Consider the following 22,426-nt stretch of genomic DNA (forward strand, 5'->3'; position numbering starts at 1 on the left):
TGACACTACTTTTCACTAGGTCAAAGGGGCGAAAAAGCTTTGTTTTTCGCGGTACCACCCTTGTTCACGGCAACCCTGCTGCCGTCTCATGGACATCTTTCGTCCATTTTGGTAACGAGTGAGCAATGTCACTCGGCCTGCCCTACTATCATTTCAAGCAGACACTCAGAGGTGAGTTCACTTTAGAAAGTAACACCGGTTTCCAGCTAGCACCGGCTCTCTGTAGATACTGACTCTAAAGCTACTAGTCCTCTTCAACGTTTATCGATATCTATTTAACTTGCATGAATGTTTTCATCTGCAAAAACGACTTTTTCTCCCTCTTCAACTACTCGCTTACGGAATTGTTCAAGAAGTTTGTTTGTGTGGAACCCAGGTTTTCCTTCACCGATTGTACGGCCGTCAACTTTTACAACGGCGATAACTTCGGCTGCGGTTCCTGTTAGAAATACTTCTTCAGCTGTATACACATCATGTCTTGTGAATGGTTCTTCTTTCACTTCGTAGCCTAAGTCTTCTGCAATCTCCATGATGGCATTTCTTGTAATGCCTTCAAGTGCGCCAATATAACCTGGCGGTGTAAAAAGCTTACCTTTTTTATAAATAAACACGTTGTCTGCAGAACCTTCCGCCACGTACCCTTGATCGTTCAGCATCAGCGCTTCACTCACACCGGCCATATGGGCTTCGATTCGGACAAGAATGTTATTCAAATAATTTAATGATTTCACTTTTGGGCTAAGGACATCTGGACGATTTCGTCTTGTTGGAACCGTCAAAATATCAATACCCGTTTCATATAGGTGCTTTGGAAAAATGGCCAGCGGCTCTACAATGATCACTGTATTGGCTCTCCCGCAGTTGTTAGGATCTAACCCAAGATCACCTGCTCCTCTTGAGACGACAAGGCGGATATAGGCATCCTTTAGGCCGTTCCTTTCAACGGTATGAATCATTTTTTCCGTGAGTTCCTCAAGTGAATATGGAATGTTCAGCATAATGGATCTAGCGGAATCATACAGGCGGTCTAAATGTTCTTTCATTCGAAAGATATTTCCGTTATACACGCGAATCCCTTCAAAAACACCGTCGCCATATAAGAAGCCATGATCGTAAACTGAAATTTTCGCATCCTCTTTTTTCACGAGTTCATCGTTTAAAAAGATCCACTGTTCCTTTTGGTCTTCCATTTTCAGTGAGCACCCTCTCTTTCAAACAAAAAGTAGTTGAATTTTCAGACACTTTATATTGAAGTGTCTCTCGCTTGCACTGCGTGTTTGTTTAGCTTTTGTTGAACCCATCTTACGCCGCTTTCCATACAGTGTCAACAGCATTTTTAAAATTATTAGACAATTTAGACTAATCAAAATTAAATGTATACGCTTACACCTTTGCTAGACAAGGAATGAAAAAACTTAAAATTTTTTGTATTTTTTCTTCAATTTATTTACTTTACATGAACGGTTTTCTTTTGAGAAAACTTTTGTGATATTTTTTCACAACATTTTTGATGAATATTGTGAGATTTCTTTGGCTTTGTTTTTCTTTTGGCATGCCTTTCTAAAGCGTTTTCCTATGAATTTATGATAGAATGAGAGCATCTAATAGAAGGAGGGCAATACATGGCTAACATCAGAGGTTATATCGGTACGTATACAAAGGGAGACAGTAAAGGTGTTTATACGTTTACATTAAATACGGACAAGCAGCAGATTGAGCAAGTAGAAGTTGCTGCTGAACTTGAAAATCCTACATATTTAACCGTGTCAGAGGATCAAAAGTTTGTTTATGCTGTTGTGAAAAAAGGATCACAGGGCGGCCTTGCTGCGTATCAAATTGATTCAACAACAGGCAGACTTCACTTCATCAACCAAGAGCTTGCCGATGGAGCTTCTCCTTGCCACGTCAGCGTGGACAGTCAAACGAAAACGGCGTATACAGCGAACTATCATAAAGGGACAGCAGAGATGTATGAAATCGATGCTGAAAACGGCTCAGTGATCCGCACGCTCTCACAGGCGCAGCATGAAGGAACTGGCCCTAACGAAGATCGTCAGGAAAAGCCGCACACTCACTTTATGGGTCTCACGCCAGATGAACAATTTGCAGTGGCTGTTGACCTTGGAACAGATGGAATTTATACGTATAAGAAAGAAGACGGCAAACTTGAGCTTGCTCATACATTTGAAACAAAGCCAGGCAGCGGACCTCGTCATATCACATTCCACCCAACGAAACCTGTGGCATATGTCATGACAGAGCTAAGCTCAGAGGTCATTGTGCTTCGTTACTTTGAAGATGGTCATTTTGAAGAGATCCAAACAATCGCGACCATTCCAAGCGATTTTACGGAGAACAATCAAGGAAGTGCCATTCATGTCTCTTCAGACGGACAATTTGTTTATGCAGGAAATCGCGGTCATGACAGCATTGCGATTTTTAAAACAGACGCTGATGGCCAATTAAGCCTAGTCGAGATTGCTTCTTCTGAAGGAAACTGGCCTAGAGATTTTGTACTTGATCCAACAGAAGAATTCCTCGTCGGTTCAAACCAAGAATCTAGCAATCTTGTGTTATACAAACGCGACAAAGAAACAGGACGACTCACTGTCTTACAATCAGACATTACCGTCCCTCATCCAGTTTGCGTGAAATTTTTAGGGTAAAGAAAAAAGCCTCCAATAACGGAGGCTTTTCTTTATGCAGACGGCATACCGCCATCCTCAAGCTTTTGATCAATCAAAGACGTATCGGTTTTTTCGCCGAACCATTTTGACAGCCTGTCTTTTGCTTTCCCTTTCACATCATCATCAATGTACATTGCTACTTGAAGCAAAGCAAATGTAATGGCTCCTAAATCATCTGTATAGCCGACACCAATTAATGTATCCGGAATGAGATCAAGTGGAAGGATAAAGTAGCCGAGTGCTCCAATAATCAAGGTCTTTGCTTTGACCGGCACTTCGGGTTTTTGCAATGTATAGTAAAGTAATAGCACAGCATAGACAAGAGAGACACCAGCTTTTTGTGCCGTCTTTTTTAACTTTTCCCAAAAGGCATGATCATTAAAATGCTTCTTCGAACGCTTTAATAGTTCTTTTTTCTCAGAACGATTCATCATATCGCCTCCATCTACAGCATAGCCCTTTTCCCTTAGTTATACAAGATATCCGCTGATTCGACAAACAAAAAGCAGCAGAAAGCTGCTGCATTCTACTGCTCTTTGTAAAACTTTTCAATTGCCTTATCGATGTACACCCATCCTTTATAAGACACATGAATCGTATCTTTAAAGAAATATGGATCGTACTCATGCTTAGTCAAATCTGCGACTTCATACCCATTATCTCGAATTTGACGATTGATTTTTTCATAATAACCTGTACGGCCTTCTTTCGGAAAACCGGTGTAATCATACCACTTTCCGTTGACAGGAATCGTTACAAACAAAGGCTTTGCCCCTGCCTGTTTTAAAATATCAAGCATGATTTGAAAATCTTTGTATTCTGGTGATTCCGCATAAGAATGACCTTCACGGGAATCCTTCATCTTTTTCATGATCGGTTTCAGCTTGTGGTCAAACAGTTTTTGATTAATATAAAACGGGTTGTCCCCTGCTCTTTTCGCACCAAAAATGCTCGCTTCTTTTTCAAGCTCAGCCCATGTTTTTCCTTTGACTGAAGGAGACGGTTGAAGCTTGCGCTCATGCCCCGATCCAATCGTATAGTACATGTCTTTCTTTTGAAGCATGCCATAGTATATTTTCGCAATAGGAGAAATCGCGCCATAAGCGAACTTGTTCCCAGATAGCTCTGCTTTAAAAAGCTCTGTAATCACCATGTCGTTTTTGACTGCTTTAAATTTCATGATTCTTTTAATCAGCTCTTTTTTCACAGTTGGATCAATTTCTTTATTATAGGCAAGATTCAGCGCTTGAAGCGCTGAATAGTTAGGTGCAAAGTGATTCTCGTCAGATCCCCATTTCACAAACCACTGCGGGGACACGATAAATACAAGCTTCTTCCCTTTTAATTCATCCATATGCGCTGCGAAGTTCATCGCATGAATTAATGATTGCGATCCACCTTTTCCAATAAGATAAGGTGTAAACCCTTGAGGATTCTCATGAAAGAAATTCGAAGGGTGATATGGATCAAAACGTGATAGTTCAGAAGATCCATAGATCGGCAAATAAGTTGGATCTTTTAGCATTTCATCTTGTAAATAAAGCCCTTGAAACATCCCTGGATCTAATTCTGTGGCTGACTTTTGTAATTTGTCTTTTGGGATCAGGTGTGAGAGCCATGCATTTGGTACAAGAAGAACACCAATGAATAGAACAGCCGCTAAAATAAGCGGCCCAAAAAAACGCTTTTTCATTACTTCATCTCTGCCAGCTGCTCAGCAATATGATTCGGCGTATCCCACACATCACGATCGAATTCTGTAATCGGAACAGTGATTCCGAGTTGACTTTCAATTGCCATAAGCAGTTCTACTGTACCAAATGAATCAAGAAGACCTTCTTCAAAAATCGCAATCTCTGGATTTTCTTTCACAACGTCGTCCTGACAAACCTCTGCAATAATACCGTATACTTGATTTTTAAATTCCATAATTTTCTACTCCCTTAATCATTAATGATGAAATGGTTTTCCTGAAAAAATATAAAATCCGAAACAAATCACATGGAATGTAATAATGATAGACACAACCATTGTGACCTTATTATCCGGCCACCACTTGTGCTTTTTATTCCATTTCTCAAATAAATTGTAACCGGACATAACAACTGCATGATATAGTCCGTAAATAATATATTGAAGGGCAAGACCATGCCAAGCACCCATCAATAGAAAGAGGATAAAGTACCCGATATTTGATACAGCCATACGGTTCTTAATCCACTTCTTTTTGGTCATAAAGAACACAAATCTCATAAACACGTAGTCTCTGAACCAGAAGGACAGGGACATATGCCAGCGATTCCAGAAGTCTTTAATATTTCGGCTGATAAACGGTTTATTAAAGTTCTCTGGCGACTTAATGCCCATAATATAACTCACACCTACAGCAAACATTGTATATCCAGCAAAGTCAAAGAACAAATACATGCTGTAAGCATACATATACGTTAACTGCTGAACAAAGTGACTGCTGCTAATATGATGAATATTCATCAGAATATATGTGTGAATTAGATACCCAATAATGAACTTATATAAGAAGCCAATGAAAATTTTATGAATACCGGCATATAGAAGATCACTGTATGCTTCCTTTTCAGGCGGCGTATCCATATCCTTTTCAAATCGGCGGTAACGGTCAATCGGACCTGATGAAATCGTCGGGAAAAAGACAATGAAATAGACCAAACGGTGAATCGGGATTTTCTTCTTAATCAAGCCGTCTCTTGTCTCAATAATTAACTGAACACCTTTAAATGTTAAGTACGAGATCCCCAAAAAGCTCAGCCAGTTCATTGGCGGCGGCTGGTGCGGCTGATGAGTTAAAAAGAACGGTAAAATCTTTGACAGTACAAGCGGCAAAATAGATGCCACCACTGCTGCATAGAAAACAGATGCCTGATTCGCCTTTAACCGGTATGCAAGGTACAGGCGGATGATGAAGACTTGCCACACCGTGAACAAGAAGAGCAGCAGCGCGCCATGGGCATCCTTTGAGAAAATAAGTGCCAGCGCCACAACCGTTGCAAACATGTTGTAGCCCTGCATTCTTTTGCCGCGAAGACCAAGAATGATCGTCGGCAAAAGAAGAATACCAATTAGAATGAAGAAAAAGAATGAACTAAACGGAATCATAGAAGAACCTCTTTCGCGATTCTCTTACGGTCAACCTTCCCGTTTGGCGTCATGTACAGCTGCTCAAGATAGACAAACTTTCTTGGGATCATGTACGCTGGCAGTGAATCCGCCATTTCTTTCTTAATCGCGCTTGTCAGCTGATACTCTTTTTCAAATGAATGAGCTGCTGGAACAATCGCTGCAATCAAGTACTCAACATGACCGTTTGGCTGGAATGGCACAATCACACAAGCATTGACATAGGTTGTCTCGCTTACATGATATTCAATTTCTTCAAGCTCCATCCGGTATCCATGAAGCTTAATTTGATAGTCGAGACGGCCATGGCACGTAATTAAACCATCCTGCGCCACACCTGCGTCACCTGTACGGTAAGCAGGACGTCCTTCGTATTCAAAGAACACTTTATCTGTCAAGGCTTGTTCACCTAAGTAGCCTCTCGTGACACTTGGCCCCACGATGACAATTTCTCCTTTTTCACCATCAGGAAGTGTCTTGCCTTCTTCATCTAAAATGACGATGTCTGTATCAGGTTTGGCATAGCCGACTGGTAAAGAATCGTGCTGATCAAGAATCTCCTGCGTGACTTCAATCGATGTGATCGCAACAGTTGCTTCAGTTGGACCATACGTATTAAAGACCTGCGCCTTTGGAAAACGCTCCAGAAGTGCACTTGCTACAGCTACAGGAAGCGCCTCACCGCAGAACAAGAAAACTTTCAGCTCAGGTAAAAGCTCCCCTGAAAAGGAAGGGTCCATTAAACACATTTGCACAAAAGAAGGTGTTGATGTCCACACTTCAACGTCAGATTGACCAAGTGCTGCAAACATATCCTTTGGCTTATTGACGAGATCTTTTACTAAACAGTAAAGCGTGCCGCCTGATTGAAGCGCTGGATAGAGATCCATCACTGATAAGTCAAAAGAAAATGGTGCTTGATTTAAGAATGTGCGTCCCTCACCAATTGGGAAGTCACGGCACATCCACTCTGTAAAGCTTTCTAAATTATTGGCTGTTACCTGAACGCCTTTCGGTTTTCCGGTACTGCCAGACGTATAAATAATGTAGAAAACATCATCTTGTTGAACCCACTGCGTGGCTGGCGGTGCTTCTTTTTCAAGTGCTAAAAGCGATGCCGCACTCTTCACTTCAATGTGCTCTTCTACATCTAATACATTCTGCTCATTTGCACATATCAATAGACTGGCTTTTGAGCTTTCAATGATTGAGACGATGCGCTCGACAGGTATCGAGATGTCGACCGGAATATAAGGTCTGCCTGATTTCACACTGCCTAAGAAAGATATCAGCATCTCTGGCTCCATATGACCGTAGACAATGACAGGTTCACTGCCAGCTGCGACCGCATCGATCGCACCAGCCATTTGGTCTGATAAATGCCAAAGCTCATCATATGTGATCGACGCCTGTTGAGAAACAAATGCTGGCTGTGTTGGTTTCGTTTGCTGGTATTCATGAATCGTGTGTAATAGTTTCATAGTTTAATCTCCAATTAAAAATCGTTGTAAATGAATGATCCCGTATTTGCTGTGTGGAATCCGTAAATAAAGAACAATAATAGCAAAATAAGTAAGTAAAAGCTTGTATATCCTATCCATTTTACAGACTTATTTTCTGATAGCTTTTTGAATAGCATATTGATAACCTCTTTTCTTTTGACACTTATAGAGACGCATGGATCATCAAAAGAGTTTCATATCAAACCATAAAATTTTTAAGAATTGCTAAAAAAATGTCGAACCTTGGAATGTCTCTTTTGAGCAAAGCTGTCTTATTGTAACAAAGATTTAATACATTTGAAATGAAATCCGAGCTTAAATTTGCCTTAAAATTGCTGAAAGCTGTCGAGCTAACTCAAAAGCCACCTAGTCGGACTAGATGGCTTCGATTTCAATTACTTCTTATATTTATTGACTTCGAACATGAGAATGTTTTTAAACACTACATAATCCTTTTTACTTTCAAATGGACCTTTGTTATTGTCATGCTCGTCAATTTCATAAAAACCTGGACCTTCTCCTGCATCACGCTTTTTGTACCATGATAGGAAAGCGTTGACTTCTTTCATGGAGAGGTCATACTCTTTTTGCAAGCCATTGACCATTGTGATGATGAGTAGTGCATCGCCGTCTTCATTTGTTGCATCGTCTTTAGGCGGTGTTGTTGGTTCTGGGTCTTTGTCGCCAGGTGGTTCGGTTTCAGTGTTGTTTGGAAATTGCAGGTCTTTTAAAGATAAAGAGATGACAGATTTGTAGTTTTGATCTGCAATCTCTGTATAATTCTCATTATAATCTCTACCACCTATAAGGTATAATGTATCATCAATAACTACTGATGAAGCTCCTATACGCATATTGTGGTAAGGCACATCTATTCTAACTAATTCTTCTTGTTCAGTATCATATACAATTAAACTCCTTGTTGAACCACCGGGAAATATCATGTTATTTTTATAAGTTACACCATTCAAGTAACCACTGACAAACCCTTTTTTCTTTGCAGTCCAAACTTCTTTTTTAGCGTCAAATTCAAAAACTTCACGTTTATCGTTTTTGCCAAAGATGTAAAACTTCTCATCTAATACTAGACCGATTGCTCCTTCTATTTTAACATTTAGAGGAGCTTCTTCTTTCCATGTTTGCTTAGAAAGATCATAGCTAAAAAACTCTTTTCCACCAAATACATAAATTTTATTTCCAATAACACCCGCTTGAACGTTATATGAGCCTTTTGATTTGCTAACAAAGGGAATATCAGGTAGTGTTTCCCATTCATCTTTTTTTGTATCATACACTTCGAACTTATTATAAGTAAAACCCGTATGTTTTCCAGCAAGGACATATATTTTTGAACCTACTACTACTGATGCTGCTCCTCCTCTTCCAGTAGGTATATCTGTCTTTTTAGTCCATTTGTTTACAGATGGATCATATTCTAACGTTTCTTTGTCGGCATTAAACCCACCAATTACATAAATTTTCCCATCTACAGCATTAGCTACAGCTCCCACTCTTGCTGTTGGCAAATCAGCTAATTGATTCCATTCATCCTTAGCTGCATGTACCATTTGAACTGACTGCGTGAATGAAAGGATTACTAGTAACATCATGACGATCCATTTTTTCAAAAATAACACTCCCTTTTCATTATCTTACTTCTTCATTATCGGAGAGTTTTTTTATTTTTATAGAATCATTGAATTTTTTAAAGAGAAATTAATAGAAAAAAGCATCGGAAAAGTGACTTACTATAGAGTCGCTTAAAATAATAGGTTTAATCAAAAACTGCCTAAGTCTATAATCAAAGAACAATAAAGAAACCCATGATTTCATGGGCTTCTCATCAATCCATTATTAGAAAGTCTGTCACTAGGCAAGCAGGTTCTCCGTTTTCATCCATCCCCAAAAACTCGGGTACATCCCGTCACCGAAACCTGTTGTAAACCTGGCAATGTCCACCTTGTCATGAAAACGGGTGACGAGCCAGCCCCATGTGTGCTTGTAGTTTTGCGCAAGAGCTTCTTCAAATTCCTCGTAAAGATAAAAATCATTGTCCTCTTTATATCGCTTATCCTCATACGCTTGAAGATATATAGCTGACTCCGCATCCATAAAGCAGCCCATAACCTTATTTACACCGTAGCCACAGAACTCTTCTTCTTTTAATTGATTGAGTTCTTGCCCTATTCTTGTAGCAAGCTCCCATTCTGTTGCTTGCTCGTTTGTAAACTTGATCATTGCATAGGCTACTCGTTCGTCTCCGTTTTCCAACCGCTTAACTACAAGTATAATAGGATATTTCCCTAGAGCAACCTTCCTCGTAAAAGATTGGTCCATACCTGAAACAAAAGGATCACAGGCAACAATATGACCGCCCGTGATCTCGATATAGCCTAACTGTTTAGCGAATAATTGATCACTCTCTTGACTGCTTGTTGTCTCTCCATTTCTATATAACAGGTGACTTGGATTGATGTTGTACAAGTGATCATTCCTTTCATTGTTTTTCTGAAGCATTTGGAATTATGGTACTTTTCTCTATTTGGCCTTTTCTTCCTGCTTTATTTCCCCTATTTAATCCGTTCAACCTACTCAAGAGAGCTTACAGAAATATTAATACTTGGATTAGCAGTCAACAACATAAACATTTAAAGGGAATAAGTACATTTGGAGGGAATTCAATGACACAAGAATCTGATGAGCGTAAGTTGCAACAAATAAAACAAATGCAACAGAAGTTTCTAGAGAAAATGAAAACTCAACCTTATCCCATGTACCCTAATTACGGAAAAATCACACGCTATGAAGAAATCCCAATTAATTTACCTGAACAACGTCAACTTCGGCATCCTGGTGTAGAAGGCTTAATGGTACCACTTCCAATTATTGAAAATACAAATTACAAAGGGAGTGGTAAGTTAGCGGGAAAAGTTGCTCTCATTACAGGAGGGGATAGTGGTATTGGTGCAGCAGTAGCCATTGCCTTCGCAAAGGAAAGTGCTGACGTTGCGATTGCATACTTAGATGAACACGAAGATGCTAATAGAACAAAAGCAAGAATCGAAGAACTCGGGCAACGTTGTTTATTGATGCCAGGAGACTTGCGAGATAAAAGGCAATGTATCACCATTGTAGAGAAAACAGTAAAAACCTTCGGACGTCTAGATGTTCTATGTAACCACGTTGGTATCCAATTTCAACAACCAAGCCTTCTTGACATTACAGACGAACAATTCGATGACACCTTTAAAGTCAACATATACTCACATTTTTACACAACCAGAGCAGCGCTTCCTTACTTAAAACCAGGCAGTTCTATTATCGGTACTTCTTCAGTCGTAACGTATGTAGGTGAGCAACAAATGATTGATTATACAGCCACAAAAGGTGCAATTGTTGGTTGGACACGTGCTTTGGCTAAAAATGTTGTAAAACAAGGAATTCGTGTAAACGCTGTTGCTCCAGGTCGAATCTGGACGCCACTAATTGCAGCAAGCTTCTCGTCAGACCAAGTGGCTGTATATGGAGCATTTAATCCAATGGAACGAGTTGCCCATCCATTTGAACTCGCACCAACATTTGTTTATCTAGCTTCTGATGATTCACGTTTTGTTACAGGTCAAGTGCTGCATGTTGACGGTGGGGAATCCACACATTCCTAATATAAGGAGGTCATTGGATTGAGATATGAATTTAATCCAGAGGTAGAGTTATTACTTGTGAATCATTCAATGAAAAAAGTTACTATGGTTTATATGGAGCATTCATGGCTAATGTCTGAAATTGGACGTAGACCGCCTTATTATTGCTATCCAAATTATGAACTGAACTATCCAATCATTTAAAAGGAACGTTTAGAGCATAAAAAATGGATACAACTATGTCAATTTACGCTCATGTCATTGAAGAAGCTATCCATTTTGATAGCTTCTTTGATACAAACACAGAGAACGGAAATATTTAAAAATAAATCCGCTCCCAAAACCCTGTTTTGGAGCGAGTTACGAACTTAAGTTCCAAAGAACAAAAAAGCCTGAAATCCTTGATAATAAAGGGTTTCAGGCTTTTAATTTAGTACGTCCCAGGAGAGATTCGAACTCCCGACCGACGGCTTAGAAGGCCGTTGCTCTATCCTGCTGAGCTACTGGGACATGTTGTTATGTAGTGTGCTGTGGTGTATTACCTCAGCGACAAGATTTATTATATTACTATTGTTCTTTAAAGTCAACGGTTTTTCGAAAGTTTTTTCATAAGGGGCAAATGCTGCACCCTTATGAAATACCTTCCAATGTGACAGTGTTTTCGAGATCTTGTATGACCTGACCTTCGTCCGTGAAAAACTGTACGTTTGCTTCGCTTCCATCTAGTGTCAGTATAGCATAGCTGCGCTCTTTTCGCACTCTTGGCAAGTGTACGCTGCCAGGGTTAATGAGGAGTTTTCCTCTTAGCAGTTCACTGCCTGGAATGTGCGAGTGGCCAAAGCAGATAATGTCTGCGCCTAGCTCTTCTGCACGGTAGTAGACTTGAAGCAAGGATTGTTTGATGCCATGCAGATGTCCGTGAGTGAGAAATAGTTTTCCGCCTCCATCAAGTGGGAGCAGGAGCTCTTCTTCAAAATCGCCCATAAAGTCACAATTTCCTTTGACGACTTTGTATCCTTCGAGTGCTGGGTGGTTCGTTTCCAGTTCTGAATCTCCGCAGTGAATCATCATGTCAACTTCAGCCGCATGCCGTTTGGCAATGGTTTGAAGTTCGTCTGTGAGTCCATGACTGTCACTAATGATGAGTATCTTCATGGCTTCATTCCCCCTTATTCATTTGCGTCTAGCAGTGATGAAAGCTTTTGAAGCGCGACCGCTCGATGGCTGATCTTGTTTTTCTCCTCTGGTGATAACTCGGCCATCGTCTGGTCTTTGTCTTTGACGATGAAAATTGGGTCGTATCCGAAGCCATTTTCGCCGATAGGTTTTTCAGCGATGAAGCCTTCTACTGATCCTTCTACCGTCTTTGTTTCTTTTCCCGGTATGCTGACAGCAAGGGCACATCTGAATCTGGCTGTGCGGTCTTCTTTTTCAATGCCTTGAAGTTCGCTCAGCACTTTTTCCACATTCTCCGCATCGTCTTTATGCTCACCTGCGTATCTCGCTGAATACACGCCAGGTTTTCCGCCCAGATAATCAATCGACAGACCGGAATCGTCTGCAATGACCATTTCACCTGCTTTGGCTTGAATGGCCTCCGCTTTGATGATGGCATTTTCTTCGAAGGTTTGTCCTGTTTCTTCAATTTCTTCAGTAAAGCCAATGTCTGCTAGTGTTTTGACCGTGAATCCTTTTGGCTCAAGAATGGCTTTGAATTCTTTCGCTTTGCCCGCATTGTGCGTTGCAATGATGGCTGTTTTCATCCTGATCAAACCCTTCTCTTTATTCGATGACTTCTCCTGTTACTGCTTTTTGCTTTTCGATTAATTCTTTGATGCCCTTTTCGGCTAAATCAAGCAGTCCGTTTAGCTGTTCTCTTGAGAATGTCGCTTCTTCGCCTGTTCCTTGAAGTTCAACAAAGCGACCAGCGCCTGTCATGATGACATTCATATCTACTTCAGCAGAAGAATCTTCTTCATAGTTTAAATCTAACAGAAGACCTTGCTGAGAATCAATTCCGACGGATATCGCCGCTAAATAATCAGTAATCGGGTTTTCTTTAATGGCTCCTTCAGCTCGTAGCTTTTGAATCGCGAGTGTCATGGCAACAAAAGCACCTGTAATGGATGCTGTGCGTGTGCCGCCGTCTGCTTGAATAACATCACAATCAATCCAAATGGTGCGTTCGCCAAGCTTTTCTAAGTCAACGACTGCGCGGAGTGCTCGTCCAATTAAACGCTGAATCTCCATCGTACGTCCTGTGACTTTTCCTTTAGATGATTCTCTTATCGTTCTTTGTGCAGTTGCTCTTGGAAGCATGCTATATTCTGCTGTGATCCAGCCTTTTCCTTCTCCTCTTAAAAAAGGAGGTACGCGGTCTTCGATCGATGCGTTACAAATCACCTTCGTATTTCCCGCTGAGATTAAGACAGAGCCTTCTGGGTGCGTGATGTAGCCTGCCTCTATTTCAATTTTTCTCAATTCGTCATATTGTCTTTCATCTAATCTCATGTTTTACCTCCGTTACGATATACATTCCTCGCGAGTGCCAGCGGGGTTCTCCTACTAACTTTGACAACCTCAGCTCGTTCTAATCGCTTGGAATAAAAAAGAGGCAGCGAATATGCATGCCTCTTTTTCTCCATTATATCAATGTGTGACGTTAAAAACTACCTGTATTCACTTGTTCTGGTCGTGAAACCGGCTTTGTGAGCTCTGCTCCTTTTTCGTTCACAAGCTCAGCCTTGCCGTTCACCTTGACAGATACGCTTTTGACGTCCGGCAGCTCGGTTAATGTGAGCACAATGCTATCAAGAACTTTTTGCGAAATGACCTTTTTCTTTTCATCTGCACTGCCAAAAATAGATTCGTTGAAATCAAGTGTCACATGGCTATCTTTTACTTTTGGTACATCATTCAGCTTCACATCTTGATCAAAGTCTGTAAGCAGATGGCTTTTTTTGCTTGGTCCAGAGACGAGCTCATCAATCGCTGCTGTAATCGGATCATCCTCGTCTTTTGGCGCTCTTTTGGTCACTGGAACATAGTACGTCTGTTCATCAGATTCAGCTAAATAGTAAACCGTCACTGGCTTTGTCGCTGTCATATCAGCAGCAGCCTCGTGCTGGATATTAATACCGTCTTCTCTGCTTAAATCATCTGAGATAGGTGTACCGTTCACAGGCATTTCTTTTAGTTCATGTCCATTCATCTTCAATTTGACTTTGGCTATGGAATCAAACTGAGTTAACGTCCAAGTGACAGATTGCAAAATACGCTGCTCGTCTTCTTTTTTATAGTTTTTAAATTCATTTGAAAAATCGACAACCGCGGTTCCGTCTTTAATATCGACAGATACGCGCGTATCCGCTGGCAGCACTGCTCTGAAGCCATTCGGCATTAAGTTAGAAATAGGTCCCCCGTCCACGAGATATTCAAGGGTTTGTTTGGCACTTCCTTCATTTTTCGGCAGTGGAATGGATTGAGAGACGACATACCCGTTTTTATCAATTAAATATAATTCTCTCATGACCGTATCTGCCTGCTTCTCTTCTTTTCCTTCTTTGGCTGTTTGTTTATCTTCTTTATTTTCTTTCACATATGTGACGTTTTGTGGTGGATCAATCTCTGTTTTCGCTTGGTCTGTTTGAAACAATCCGCATCCTGACAAAAGCATGGCTGACGCGATACACGTAACAGCTGCTGTAGATCCTTTTTTCAGCATACTTCACCCTCCTCTAGTAGTTTGTACTACTATGTATACGAGCTCCCTCGGAGGATTAGACCCTTTTCATAAAAAAATAACCCGCTTCAAGTAGAAGGGGTTATTGCTGGTAGATGTGTTCAAGTGACACGGTTTCGACCTTCCCTGGCAGGTAGCCAAACCAGTCACGAGCGATGTTTTGGAAATTTTGCTGCTGCCCTGTTGTGTAAAATGTATGGACAGGCGTTTCTTTAGAGGTATTTAACAGCCCTTTATATGAAAGAATCGTACTTGCTTCTCTCGCTGTCTCATCTCCTGATGAAATGATGCTGACATCACTGCCCATAAAGCGCTGAATCGGCTCTTTTAAAATCGGATAGTGTGTGCAGCCAAGAATAAGTGTATCAATTCCTGTTTCTTTCATCGGTTCAAGGGAATCTTTCACCACTGCCTCTGCTGTCTGATCTAAAAACGTACCGCTTTCCACAAATGGGACAAGGAGCGGACACGCCAGACTTTGAACCGTTAGACCTGCTTTTAGTGACAGCAGCGCTTCTTTGTATGCCTCGCTTTTAATCGTATTGATTGTGCCAATAACGCCAATATGCTGGTTGTTTGTCACCTTGATCGCTGTGCGGGCACCGGGCTGAATGACGCCAATGACGGGAATATCAAGCGTTGCTTTGATTTCATCCAGTGCGATCGCCGTTGCTGTGTTGCATGCAATGACGAGCATTTTAATATGGTGGTGTTTTAGTAAGTAGTGTGCCATTTCCCACGTATATTGAAGAACTTCTTCTTCTTTCCGCGGGCCATATGGACATCGTTTTGTATCGCCTACATAAATAATTTTTTCTTTTGGCAGTTGTCTCATGATTTCCTTTGCAACGGTTAAACCGCCGACGCCGGAATCAATGACGCCGATTGGTTGATCCAACAAAATCGCCTCATTTTCTTTTCATTTGCTGCTGTAGTTTCGTTAAGGATTGGTTGAAAACGATGGCTTCTTCTTCTGAGAAAGCCCCTAGAAGTTCACTGACGTATTCTTGGCGTTTAGCAATCACTTCTTGAATGATCCGCTCGCCTTCAGGCAATAAATGAATGCGAACCACGCGGCGGTCAGATGGATCTTTCACCCGTTCGACAAGTTCACTTTTTTCCATTCTATCAATTAAATCAGTGGTTGTGCTGCAAGCCAAGTACATCTTTTGTGACAGCTCGCCTATTGTCATATCTCCGAATTCATAAAGCCACTGAAGCCCGATGAATTGTGGAGGTGTAATCGTATATTGATTCAGGATTTCTCTGCCTTTTTGCTTAATAATTGCGGCAATGTGGCGCAATGATTTTTCAATCTCTGCAACATGGCCTGATTCATTCGTTTCCATTTTATTGATACCTCACTATAGCATCTCACTTTGATTAAAACGTATATGTCTATTTTCCTCGTTTTTTAAAGAAAATGCAAGAAGAGACTCATGGAAACTATATAGAAATAACCGGTTCCTTCCCGATATGGAAGGAAAACCGGCTGACTTTAGAGCTCTAGCTCACCCATACGCAGAAGCTCGACTACGGCCTGTGAACGGCCTTTGACTCCTAGCTTTTGCATGGCATTCGAAATGTGATTTCGAACAGTCTTTTCGCTAATAAAAAGCTCGCTTGCAATTTCTTTTGTTGTTTTATCTTGGACGAGCAATTCGAATACTTCTCTTTCTCTTTTGGTTAATAGCGGCTTGGATTGAAACTCTTTCTCCTTCAAGTATTGTAACCCTCCTTGCTAAGGTGAGAGCTCTAGTCTCTATAGAATGGGATTCTGTATAGTCGAGATATCATATGCCGGGTGCCTGAGGTAGGTGACGTTAAAATCAAGAAATCCCGCATATCAGCGTCCAATTTCTGCGCTTTCCTCCACGCAAAAAAGGACGAGTCTCCTCCCCGAGACATCGTCCTTTTTTGCGTAGTATTTAAAAGATTGAAATGGCGCCTGTTAACAATGCAATAAGTGTTGTAAAAAGGGCAGTTAACACGGTCCATAGCAGTGCATATTTTTGCAAATCACCAATATCTTTGTTCAGCATACTGACAAGCAGCAGTGTTGAAGCTACAAGCGGACTCAGTAAGTGAACAGGCTGCCCTATGATAGAGGCACGTGCAATTTCCACCGGATCAATCCCATAAGCTGCGCCGGCTTCAGCCAGGATTGGCAGCACTCCGAAATAATAAGCATCGTTTGAGAGCACAAATGTAAATGGCATACTCGTCAAAGCAACAATCAGCGGGAAAAATGAGCTGTAGGAATCCGGAATCATGTAAATGACCAAATTGGCAATGGACTCAACCATTTTTGTTCCAGAAAAAATCCCTGTGAAAATCCCTGCTGCAAATACAAGTGTGATAACCGTTAATGCGTTTCCTGCATGAGATAAAATTCGCTCGCGCTGATCTTCAACCTTTGGATAGTTGATCATCAGAGCGATGACAAATCCAATTAAGAAGAGTACAGGAATTGGGATGATATCCATGACGAGTGTGACCATGACAGCAATTGTTAAGAAGAAGTTAATCCAAATCAGATTCGGTCTCTTGATATCGGCTACTCCATCTTCAATTGACGCAGCCAATTCAGGAGAAATGGACGGCTCTTCTTTGTACTGAATCTCTGCAATCCCAATCCGTTTTCTTTCTTTTTTCCCAAGTACATAAGCAGTAAAAAGTATAAAAAGACCGCCTCCAACCATCGTTGGGAGTAATGGAATGAAAAATTCGCCTGCATCTAATCCAAGCGCTGCGATTGCACGAGTAGCTGGACCGCCCCATGGCGTCATTCCGCTCATAATTCCTAATGATAATAATGAAATTGTTCCTAAAATTAATGGGTTCATCCCAATTCTTAAGAAAAGTGGCAGCATAGCTGATACGGTAATCATGTACGTTGTTGTTCCATCACCATCTAATGCAACAAGCATAGACAAAATCGCTACCCCAAAAGCAATTTTGACAGGATCACCTTTTACAATACGTAGAATGAGTTTAATCAGAGGATCAAACAATCCAGCATCCAGCATGACACCGAAGAATAAAATCGCAAATAACAATAAAGCAGCTGATGGTGCAACAGTTTTCAGTCCATCAAGCATCATGTCCCCTAACCCTTTGTTAAAGCCGCCGATCAATGCAAATATGATAGGTACAACGGTTAGAGCCACCACCGGATGCATACGTTTTGTCATAATGAGAAATGTAAATGTCAAGACCATCAAGATCCCTAAAATAGCTAGCACTTTATATCCCTCCATCCTCTTCTTTACATGATCTGCAAGCGCCCCCTTGCACTTGCGATCTATATGTTAGCGCTTTCTATTTCAAGGATATAATAGCTTTTTTTATAATGAAAATATCGATTTTTTCGTATATTCAATAAATTTCTTTTATAATCACCCTTGCTGATTTCTTAAAAACTCAATGAACGCTTTCACAACAGACAAATGAAGTGAGTCTGGCTGGTACATGAGCCATGTATCTCTTAAAACAGGCTGTCCATCTTTATACGAAAGTCCTTTTACAAATAACTCATCACTTGGTCTGAGGCAAATTTCTGGGACAATGGCATAGCCTAAACCATGCTTCACCATCTCTTTTGATGTATCCTGACGGTCTGTCTCCATCGTAACAAGCGGAGGCATTGTGAATGTTTCCTGCCACCATCTGTTAATCAGCCGTTTTAATGAACTGTCTGTATGATAGTCAATGAGCGGCAGATTCGGGAGATCCTTTAGCTGAATTTCTGATTTTGAAATAATGCAAAGACGCTCTTTATCAAGCAAAAAACGCTCTCCATTCCAGTCATAATCGCCTCTTAAAATCCCTAAATGCACACTTGATGTTCCTAATAAATCCATTACCTTTGTGCTCCAGCCTGTGTTGACCATAAATTGAACATGTGGATACTGCTTAGAAAATTCTTTTAATATTTCTGGCAGTTTATACTGGGCAAAGTTACTTGAGACCCCTAACCGAATCGTTCCTTTGACCTTTTTTTGCATATTGAGCATGCCATCTTTCGTTTGCTGCAGCTGTTTGAGCATGTCATTTGCGTATTTAGCCAAGTATTCGCCCTCTGATGTAAATTCAATTCCTCGTTTTCTTTTAAAGAAAAGTTTCATATCAAACTCTTCTTCAAGCTGTTTCAATCGATAGCTTAAGGCAGGCTGAGAGACAAATAATTTTTCTGCCGCTTTTGTGATGTTCTTTTCTTCATAAAGTACCTTTAAAAACCGCCAATCTTTTTCATCCATTGTATGCCCTCCTTTTTTACTAATTATAAAATATTTTTATTGATTTCTCTTAAAATAATGTATTTAACTTATTTCTTATTATACTTTACCATTTTGGTTAGATAAACAGTTAATTAAAAATTGAGGGTGAGAGTCATGAGAAAAGTTCCAATCACAATCATGCGAGGCGGTACAAGCAAAGGAGTATTCATTCACGCTGACAATGCACCATATGAACACGATGAGCTCGAGGCATTTCTATTAGACATTATGGGCAGTCCTGACCGGCTGCAGGTCGATGGGATCGGCGGCGGTAATTCTTTAACAAGTAAAGTGGCCATTATCGATAAAGCCGCACGCCCGGATGTGGATGTGAACTATACATTTGCACAGGTCAGTATTAATGAGAGATATGTCGACTTTAAAGGAAACTGCGGGAACATCTCATCAGCCGTTGGACCGTATGCGATCATTAAAGGACTTGTTGAAGCAGTTGAGCCCATTACGACTGTACGTATCCTCAATACCAATACAAATAAAGTCATTACGGCAGAGGTCGAAGTTGAAAATGGAGAAGTAAAATTTGAAGGACAGGCAGAAATTCCAGGCGTAAAAGGAACTGGTTCTCCCATTTATTTATCCTTTGAGAAACCTGAAGGAGCTGTCACAGGTAAAACCTATCCGACTGGAAACAAAATTGATACGATTCAAACAAAGTTTGGGGAGATTCCAATCTCGATCGTTGACATTGCAAATCCAATTGCCTTTATTCGCGCGAAAGATATTCAATTAAAAGGAACTGAATTACCTGAAGAGTTTACAGACGAATTACTGGATGATTTAGAAGAAATTCGTTCTCTCGCTGCTGAAATGTGTCATTTTGCACCAAAAGAAATGGCCACATTACAGTCTCCAGCTGTTCCAAAGCTTGCGCTCATCAGCGAGCCTGCTGATTATGTAGATACAAATGGAATCTTGAGACGAGCAGAAGATATGGACATCATCGTTCGTATGCTATCGATGCAAAGGCCACACCAAGCACTTGCCATTACCGGTTCTGTCTGCGTGACGGCCAGCTGTTTCTTGGATGAAACGCTTCCTTCTCAGCTGTTCCAAGGACAAGGTGACACACTTCGTATTGGGCATCCTGCTGGTATTATGCAAACGGAAATTGACATCTCTCAAAACAGAGTCAAAGTCATTCGAACGGCAAGAGAAATTCTAGACGGAGTTGTCTTCACAAAACAAGACTATGTGATTCAGCCTCATATTAAAAGAGAAGCTTAAAGCAGACGAGAATATCGTCTGCTTTTTTTAATGCTGAAACGGTGCATCGATATCTCCAGCAGAATGAGCTTTTATCTGCCCTTTCTCATCTTTGAGCTGGAGATGACCGTAGCGGTTGACTCCGCAGCAAATGCCCTCTTCCCATGTTTGTTTTTCACGGTCTAACGAAATCCGCAGCGGTTTATGAAGACGATATAACCGTTTGTTATAGAGGGAAGTGAGTGCTTCAAACCCTTCATTCTTCCAGCGTGTATGATATTTTTCAAAAGCGGCTGCAAGTTCCTTCACAAGCTGATCGGCTTTTACCTCTGTAAGCTCTGATAGGCAAATGGTTTTGTACGGAACATGCTCCGGCTTTGTCTTCACATTGATGCCAACCCCGATATAAATGGCGTTACGGTCCGCTTCAATCAATGTGCCTGATACCTTTGCTTCATTGATGAGAATATCATTTGGCCATTTGATCGCCAGCTGATCCTCAGCCCTGATGAGAGGTTTGAGTACATCGTAGATCGCTAGTGCCGTCAGCGGAGCAATCGTTGACTGGGTGGAGAGTTCTTCTGGCGGCAAAACTGTCATGGTCAAAGCGACATTCCCTGCAGGTGTTTCCCACGGTCTGCCTAGCCTGCCTCTTCCTTCTGTCTGCTGATGTGCATAGACAGCAAATGAAGGTTTTTCTCCTTGCTGAATGAGCCTTTTCGCTTCATTATTTGTACTATCAATGGTGTCATATTGAAAAATCTTCATGTGTTCTCCTTTTGTTCTTCTTGATATGATCTTTTTATTATAACAAAATGAAGCTTACACGTTGATGAGGCTGCATGCTACCCATTTCGCTGAGCTTGAAATGTCTCTTTTTCTTCCTCTGTAAATGGGACAGATGCGCCTGTTTCTTTATTAATTTGCACCATGGTGACTGAGCCTGTAAAGCATGGTTCCTGCTGCTCGTTTTCTCCTAAATAATGAAGGATAAGTGAGCTTGATCCGACTTTTTCCGGCTTTACATACACACGAAGCCGCTCCCCAATCTCCACCTGTTTGATGTAATCACATTGCAGGTTTGCCACGACTGTAATCGTCTCTTTCACACGTTTCATTCGTTTATCCACAATTCCTGTTTTTTGAAAAAAGGCTATCCGTGCTTCTTCAAAATAGACAAAAGGGGTGACATTGTTCATATGGCCGAACATATCCGTTTCTGAAAAACGGACAGTCGTTTCGACATAAAATCGAAAGGATGCTCTCCATTCTTCAAATGGTTCCTCAATATATGATGGAAGTCTCACTTCATCATCTCCTTATTCATCAATAAACGCCTCTCCCATATTGGAAGAGGCGTTTATTTTGTGTTCCATCCAGCCTCTTGTAAACACTCATCATGATTGGCAAAGAGGACTGAATGTGATGTTATTCTGCGTGATCGCTTCCGAAGAAGTTACGGAAAGCTTGTAATGTTGTATCTCGGTTAAGTGCTGCAATTGACGTTGTCAGCGGGATTCCTTTCGGACAAGCCTGCACACAGTTTTGAGAGTTCCCGCAGTTCGCAAGACCGCCGTCACCCATAATTTCTTCTAGACGGTCAGACTTATTCATCGCACCTGTCGGATGTGCGTTAAATAGACGTACTTGTGAAAGCGGAGCAGGGCCCATAAAGGAAGACTTATCATTCACGTTTGGACAAGCTTCAAGGCAGACACCACATGTCATACATTTAGAAAGCTCATACGCCCATTGACGTTTTTTCTCAGGCATTCTTGGTCCAGGTCCAAGATCATATGTGCCATCGATCGGCACCCATGCTTTTACTTTTTTCAAGGAGTTGAACATACGGCTTCTATCAACCTGCAAGTCTCTCACGACCGGGAATGTCTTCATCGGCTGGAGACGAATCGGCTGATCTAATTGATCAATTAGTGCTGTACATGACTGGCGCGGTGTTCCATTAATAACCATGGAACAAGCTCCGCACACCTCTTCAAGACAGTTCATGTCCCAGTTGATCGCCGTTGTTTTTTCACCTTGTTTATTGACCGGGTTACGTCTAATTTCCATGAGTGCAGAAATGACGTTCATATTCGGACGGTAAGGGATTTCAAATTCCTCATCATAAGACTTTCCATCTGCTGTATCTTGACGTGTGATTATGAAATGAATTGTGTTTTTTTCACTCATC

Annotated in this window: 24 protein-coding genes, 1 tRNA gene and 1 other annotated feature; of the genes, 3 read left to right on the forward strand and 22 right to left on the reverse strand. The window is 41.1% G+C overall.

Going from position 1 to position 22,426, the window contains the following annotated elements:
• Positions 1 to 21: 21 nt before the first annotated feature.
• Positions 22 to 267: a binding site (T-box leader), on the reverse strand.
• 8 nt (positions 268 to 275) lie between these two features.
• Complete coding sequence (gene ilvE, locus MHB67_RS12685) at positions 276 to 1,190, reverse strand: branched-chain-amino-acid transaminase (protein ID WP_234107267.1); 915 nt, start codon at positions 1,188 to 1,190, stop codon at positions 276 to 278.
• A gap of 432 nt (positions 1,191 to 1,622) precedes the next feature.
• Between ilvE and MHB67_RS12690 the strand changes: the two genes are divergently transcribed.
• Positions 1,623 to 2,666 carry a lactonase family protein gene (locus MHB67_RS12690; protein ID WP_034621158.1) on the forward strand — a complete coding sequence of 348 codons (1,044 nt, stop codon included), beginning with the start codon at positions 1,623 to 1,625 and terminating at the stop codon, positions 2,664 to 2,666.
• 32 nt (positions 2,667 to 2,698) lie between these two features.
• Here the strand turns inward: MHB67_RS12690 and MHB67_RS12695 are convergent, their stop codons facing one another.
• From MHB67_RS12695 to MHB67_RS12730, 8 genes are all read right to left on the reverse strand, one after another.
• Positions 2,699 to 3,118 carry a YkvA family protein gene (locus MHB67_RS12695; RefSeq protein ID WP_034279788.1) on the reverse strand — a complete coding sequence of 140 codons (420 nt, stop codon included), beginning with the start codon at positions 3,116 to 3,118 and terminating at the stop codon, positions 2,699 to 2,701.
• Between the two features lie 95 nt (positions 3,119 to 3,213).
• Positions 3,214 to 4,380: a D-alanyl-lipoteichoic acid biosynthesis protein DltD gene (gene dltD, locus MHB67_RS12700; protein ID WP_234107268.1), complete on the reverse strand. Its 1,167-nt coding sequence runs from the start codon at positions 4,378 to 4,380 to the stop codon at positions 3,214 to 3,216.
• Positions 4,380 to 4,616 carry a D-alanine--poly(phosphoribitol) ligase subunit 2 gene (dltC, locus tag MHB67_RS12705; protein WP_024423191.1) on the reverse strand — a complete coding sequence of 79 codons (237 nt, stop codon included), beginning with the start codon at positions 4,614 to 4,616 and terminating at the stop codon, positions 4,380 to 4,382. The genes dltD and dltC overlap by 1 nt, the downstream gene beginning before the upstream one ends.
• Before the next feature lie 21 nt (positions 4,617 to 4,637).
• On the reverse strand, positions 4,638 to 5,822 hold the full coding sequence (dltB, locus tag MHB67_RS12710) for a D-alanyl-lipoteichoic acid biosynthesis protein DltB (protein ID WP_212051548.1): 1,185 nt from the start codon (positions 5,820 to 5,822) through the stop codon (positions 4,638 to 4,640).
• Positions 5,819 to 7,324, reverse strand: a complete 1,506-nt coding sequence (dltA, locus tag MHB67_RS12715) for a D-alanine--poly(phosphoribitol) ligase subunit DltA (protein ID WP_234107269.1) — start codon at positions 7,322 to 7,324, stop codon at positions 5,819 to 5,821. Before dltA ends, dltB begins: the two co-directional genes overlap by 4 nt.
• Before the next feature lie 14 nt (positions 7,325 to 7,338).
• Positions 7,339 to 7,488: a teichoic acid D-Ala incorporation-associated protein DltX gene (locus tag MHB67_RS12720; RefSeq protein WP_024427820.1), complete on the reverse strand. Its 150-nt coding sequence runs from the start codon at positions 7,486 to 7,488 to the stop codon at positions 7,339 to 7,341.
• Positions 7,489 to 7,740: 252 nt separating this feature from the next.
• The gene (locus MHB67_RS12725; RefSeq protein ID WP_039180455.1) at positions 7,741 to 8,973 is read right to left on the reverse strand and encodes a kelch repeat-containing protein; all 1,233 of its coding nucleotides are present in this window, start codon (positions 8,971 to 8,973) and stop codon (positions 7,741 to 7,743) included.
• Between the two features lie 241 nt (positions 8,974 to 9,214).
• The gene (locus MHB67_RS12730; RefSeq protein ID WP_039180458.1) at positions 9,215 to 9,829 is read right to left on the reverse strand and encodes a DUF4241 domain-containing protein; all 615 of its coding nucleotides are present in this window, start codon (positions 9,827 to 9,829) and stop codon (positions 9,215 to 9,217) included.
• Positions 9,830 to 10,026: 197 nt separating this feature from the next.
• Between MHB67_RS12730 and MHB67_RS12735 the strand changes: the two genes are divergently transcribed.
• The gene (locus tag MHB67_RS12735; RefSeq protein WP_099663512.1) at positions 10,027 to 11,007 is read left to right on the forward strand and encodes an SDR family oxidoreductase; all 981 of its coding nucleotides are present in this window, start codon (positions 10,027 to 10,029) and stop codon (positions 11,005 to 11,007) included.
• Between the two features lie 415 nt (positions 11,008 to 11,422).
• Here MHB67_RS12735 and MHB67_RS12740 read toward each other — a convergent pair.
• From MHB67_RS12740 to MHB67_RS12785, 10 genes are all read right to left on the reverse strand, one after another.
• A tRNA-Arg gene (locus MHB67_RS12740) sits at positions 11,423 to 11,496 on the reverse strand.
• Between the two features lie 120 nt (positions 11,497 to 11,616).
• Positions 11,617 to 12,141 (reverse strand): metallophosphoesterase, encoded by a 525-nt coding sequence (locus MHB67_RS12745; RefSeq protein WP_024427164.1) that lies wholly within the window; start codon positions 12,139 to 12,141, stop codon positions 11,617 to 11,619.
• Between the two features lie 14 nt (positions 12,142 to 12,155).
• Positions 12,156 to 12,758, reverse strand: coding sequence for an XTP/dITP diphosphatase (locus tag MHB67_RS12750; RefSeq protein ID WP_162860205.1), 603 nt, complete (start codon positions 12,756 to 12,758; stop codon positions 12,156 to 12,158).
• Positions 12,759 to 12,768: 10 nt separating this feature from the next.
• Complete coding sequence (gene rph / locus MHB67_RS12755; RefSeq protein ID WP_044335866.1) at positions 12,769 to 13,497, reverse strand: ribonuclease PH; 729 nt, start codon at positions 13,495 to 13,497, stop codon at positions 12,769 to 12,771.
• A gap of 151 nt (positions 13,498 to 13,648) precedes the next feature.
• On the reverse strand, positions 13,649 to 14,710 hold the full coding sequence (locus MHB67_RS12760; protein ID WP_103131859.1) for a GerMN domain-containing protein: 1,062 nt from the start codon (positions 14,708 to 14,710) through the stop codon (positions 13,649 to 13,651).
• A gap of 100 nt (positions 14,711 to 14,810) precedes the next feature.
• On the reverse strand, positions 14,811 to 15,626 hold the full coding sequence (racE, locus tag MHB67_RS12765) for a glutamate racemase (protein WP_024423205.1): 816 nt from the start codon (positions 15,624 to 15,626) through the stop codon (positions 14,811 to 14,813).
• Between the two features lie 10 nt (positions 15,627 to 15,636).
• Positions 15,637 to 16,077, reverse strand: coding sequence for a MarR family transcriptional regulator (locus MHB67_RS12770; protein WP_024423206.1), 441 nt, complete (start codon positions 16,075 to 16,077; stop codon positions 15,637 to 15,639).
• 149 nt (positions 16,078 to 16,226) lie between these two features.
• Positions 16,227 to 16,451, reverse strand: coding sequence for a spore germination transcription factor GerE (gene gerE / locus MHB67_RS12775; RefSeq protein ID WP_003184172.1), 225 nt, complete (start codon positions 16,449 to 16,451; stop codon positions 16,227 to 16,229).
• A 205-nt stretch (positions 16,452 to 16,656) separates the two neighbouring features.
• Positions 16,657 to 17,973, reverse strand: a complete 1,317-nt coding sequence (locus MHB67_RS12780) for a citrate:proton symporter (protein ID WP_025092462.1) — start codon at positions 17,971 to 17,973, stop codon at positions 16,657 to 16,659.
• Positions 17,974 to 18,126: 153 nt separating this feature from the next.
• Positions 18,127 to 18,987, reverse strand: a complete 861-nt coding sequence (locus MHB67_RS12785; RefSeq protein WP_024423208.1) for a LysR family transcriptional regulator — start codon at positions 18,985 to 18,987, stop codon at positions 18,127 to 18,129.
• A 135-nt stretch (positions 18,988 to 19,122) separates the two neighbouring features.
• Between MHB67_RS12785 and MHB67_RS12790 the strand changes: the two genes are divergently transcribed.
• Complete coding sequence (locus MHB67_RS12790; RefSeq protein WP_342492546.1) at positions 19,123 to 20,253, forward strand: PrpF domain-containing protein; 1,131 nt, start codon at positions 19,123 to 19,125, stop codon at positions 20,251 to 20,253.
• A gap of 27 nt (positions 20,254 to 20,280) precedes the next feature.
• Here MHB67_RS12790 and MHB67_RS12795 read toward each other — a convergent pair whose 3' ends face one another.
• From MHB67_RS12795 to sdhB, 3 genes are all read right to left on the reverse strand, one after another.
• Positions 20,281 to 21,000, reverse strand: a complete 720-nt coding sequence (locus tag MHB67_RS12795; protein ID WP_342492547.1) for a biotin--[acetyl-CoA-carboxylase] ligase — start codon at positions 20,998 to 21,000, stop codon at positions 20,281 to 20,283.
• 77 nt (positions 21,001 to 21,077) lie between these two features.
• Positions 21,078 to 21,539, reverse strand: coding sequence for a thioesterase family protein (locus MHB67_RS12800; RefSeq protein ID WP_024423210.1), 462 nt, complete (start codon positions 21,537 to 21,539; stop codon positions 21,078 to 21,080).
• Positions 21,540 to 21,660: 121 nt separating this feature from the next.
• Entirely contained in the window at positions 21,661 to 22,425 is a 765-nt protein-coding gene (gene sdhB / locus MHB67_RS12805; RefSeq protein WP_111292405.1) for a succinate dehydrogenase iron-sulfur subunit, read from the reverse strand.
• Between the last annotated feature and the right edge of the window lies 1 nt (position 22,426).

Source organism: Bacillus sp. FSL H8-0516, assembly GCF_038635285.1.
In the GTDB taxonomy this organism is placed as follows: Bacteria; Bacillota; Bacilli; order Bacillales; family Bacillaceae; genus Bacillus; species Bacillus safensis.

Coding starts and splice junctions, on each gene's coding strand:
- ilvE (WP_234107267.1), bottom strand. CDS start 1,190: ATGGAAGACCAAAAGGAACAGTGGATCTTTTTAAACGATGAACTCGTG.
- MHB67_RS12690 (WP_034621158.1), top strand. CDS start 1,623: ATGGCTAACATCAGAGGTTATATCGGTACGTATACAAAGGGAGACAGT.
- MHB67_RS12695 (WP_034279788.1), bottom strand. CDS start 3,118: ATGAATCGTTCTGAGAAAAAAGAACTATTAAAGCGTTCGAAGAAGCAT.
- dltD (WP_234107268.1), bottom strand. CDS start 4,380: ATGAAAAAGCGTTTTTTTGGGCCGCTTATTTTAGCGGCTGTTCTATTC.
- dltC (WP_024423191.1), bottom strand. CDS start 4,616: ATGGAATTTAAAAATCAAGTATACGGTATTATTGCAGAGGTTTGTCAG.
- dltB (WP_212051548.1), bottom strand. CDS start 5,822: ATGATTCCGTTTAGTTCATTCTTTTTCTTCATTCTAATTGGTATTCTT.
- dltA (WP_234107269.1), bottom strand. CDS start 7,324: ATGAAACTATTACACACGATTCATGAATACCAGCAAACGAAACCAACA.
- MHB67_RS12735 (WP_099663512.1), top strand. CDS start 10,027: ATGACACAAGAATCTGATGAGCGTAAGTTGCAACAAATAAAACAAATG.
- MHB67_RS12745 (WP_024427164.1), bottom strand. CDS start 12,141: ATGAAGATACTCATCATTAGTGACAGTCATGGACTCACAGACGAACTT.
- rph (WP_044335866.1), bottom strand. CDS start 13,497: ATGAGATTAGATGAAAGACAATATGACGAATTGAGAAAAATTGAAATA.
- MHB67_RS12760 (WP_103131859.1), bottom strand. CDS start 14,710: ATGCTGAAAAAAGGATCTACAGCAGCTGTTACGTGTATCGCGTCAGCC.
- MHB67_RS12770 (WP_024423206.1), bottom strand. CDS start 16,077: ATGGAAACGAATGAATCAGGCCATGTTGCAGAGATTGAAAAATCATTG.
- MHB67_RS12785 (WP_024423208.1), bottom strand. CDS start 18,987: ATGGATGAAAAAGATTGGCGGTTTTTAAAGGTACTTTATGAAGAAAAG.
- MHB67_RS12790 (WP_342492546.1), top strand. CDS start 19,123: ATGAGAAAAGTTCCAATCACAATCATGCGAGGCGGTACAAGCAAAGGA.
- MHB67_RS12795 (WP_342492547.1), bottom strand. CDS start 21,000: ATGAAGATTTTTCAATATGACACCATTGATAGTACAAATAATGAAGCG.
- sdhB (WP_111292405.1), bottom strand. CDS start 22,425: ATGAGTGAAAAAAACACAATTCATTTCATAATCACACGTCAAGATACA.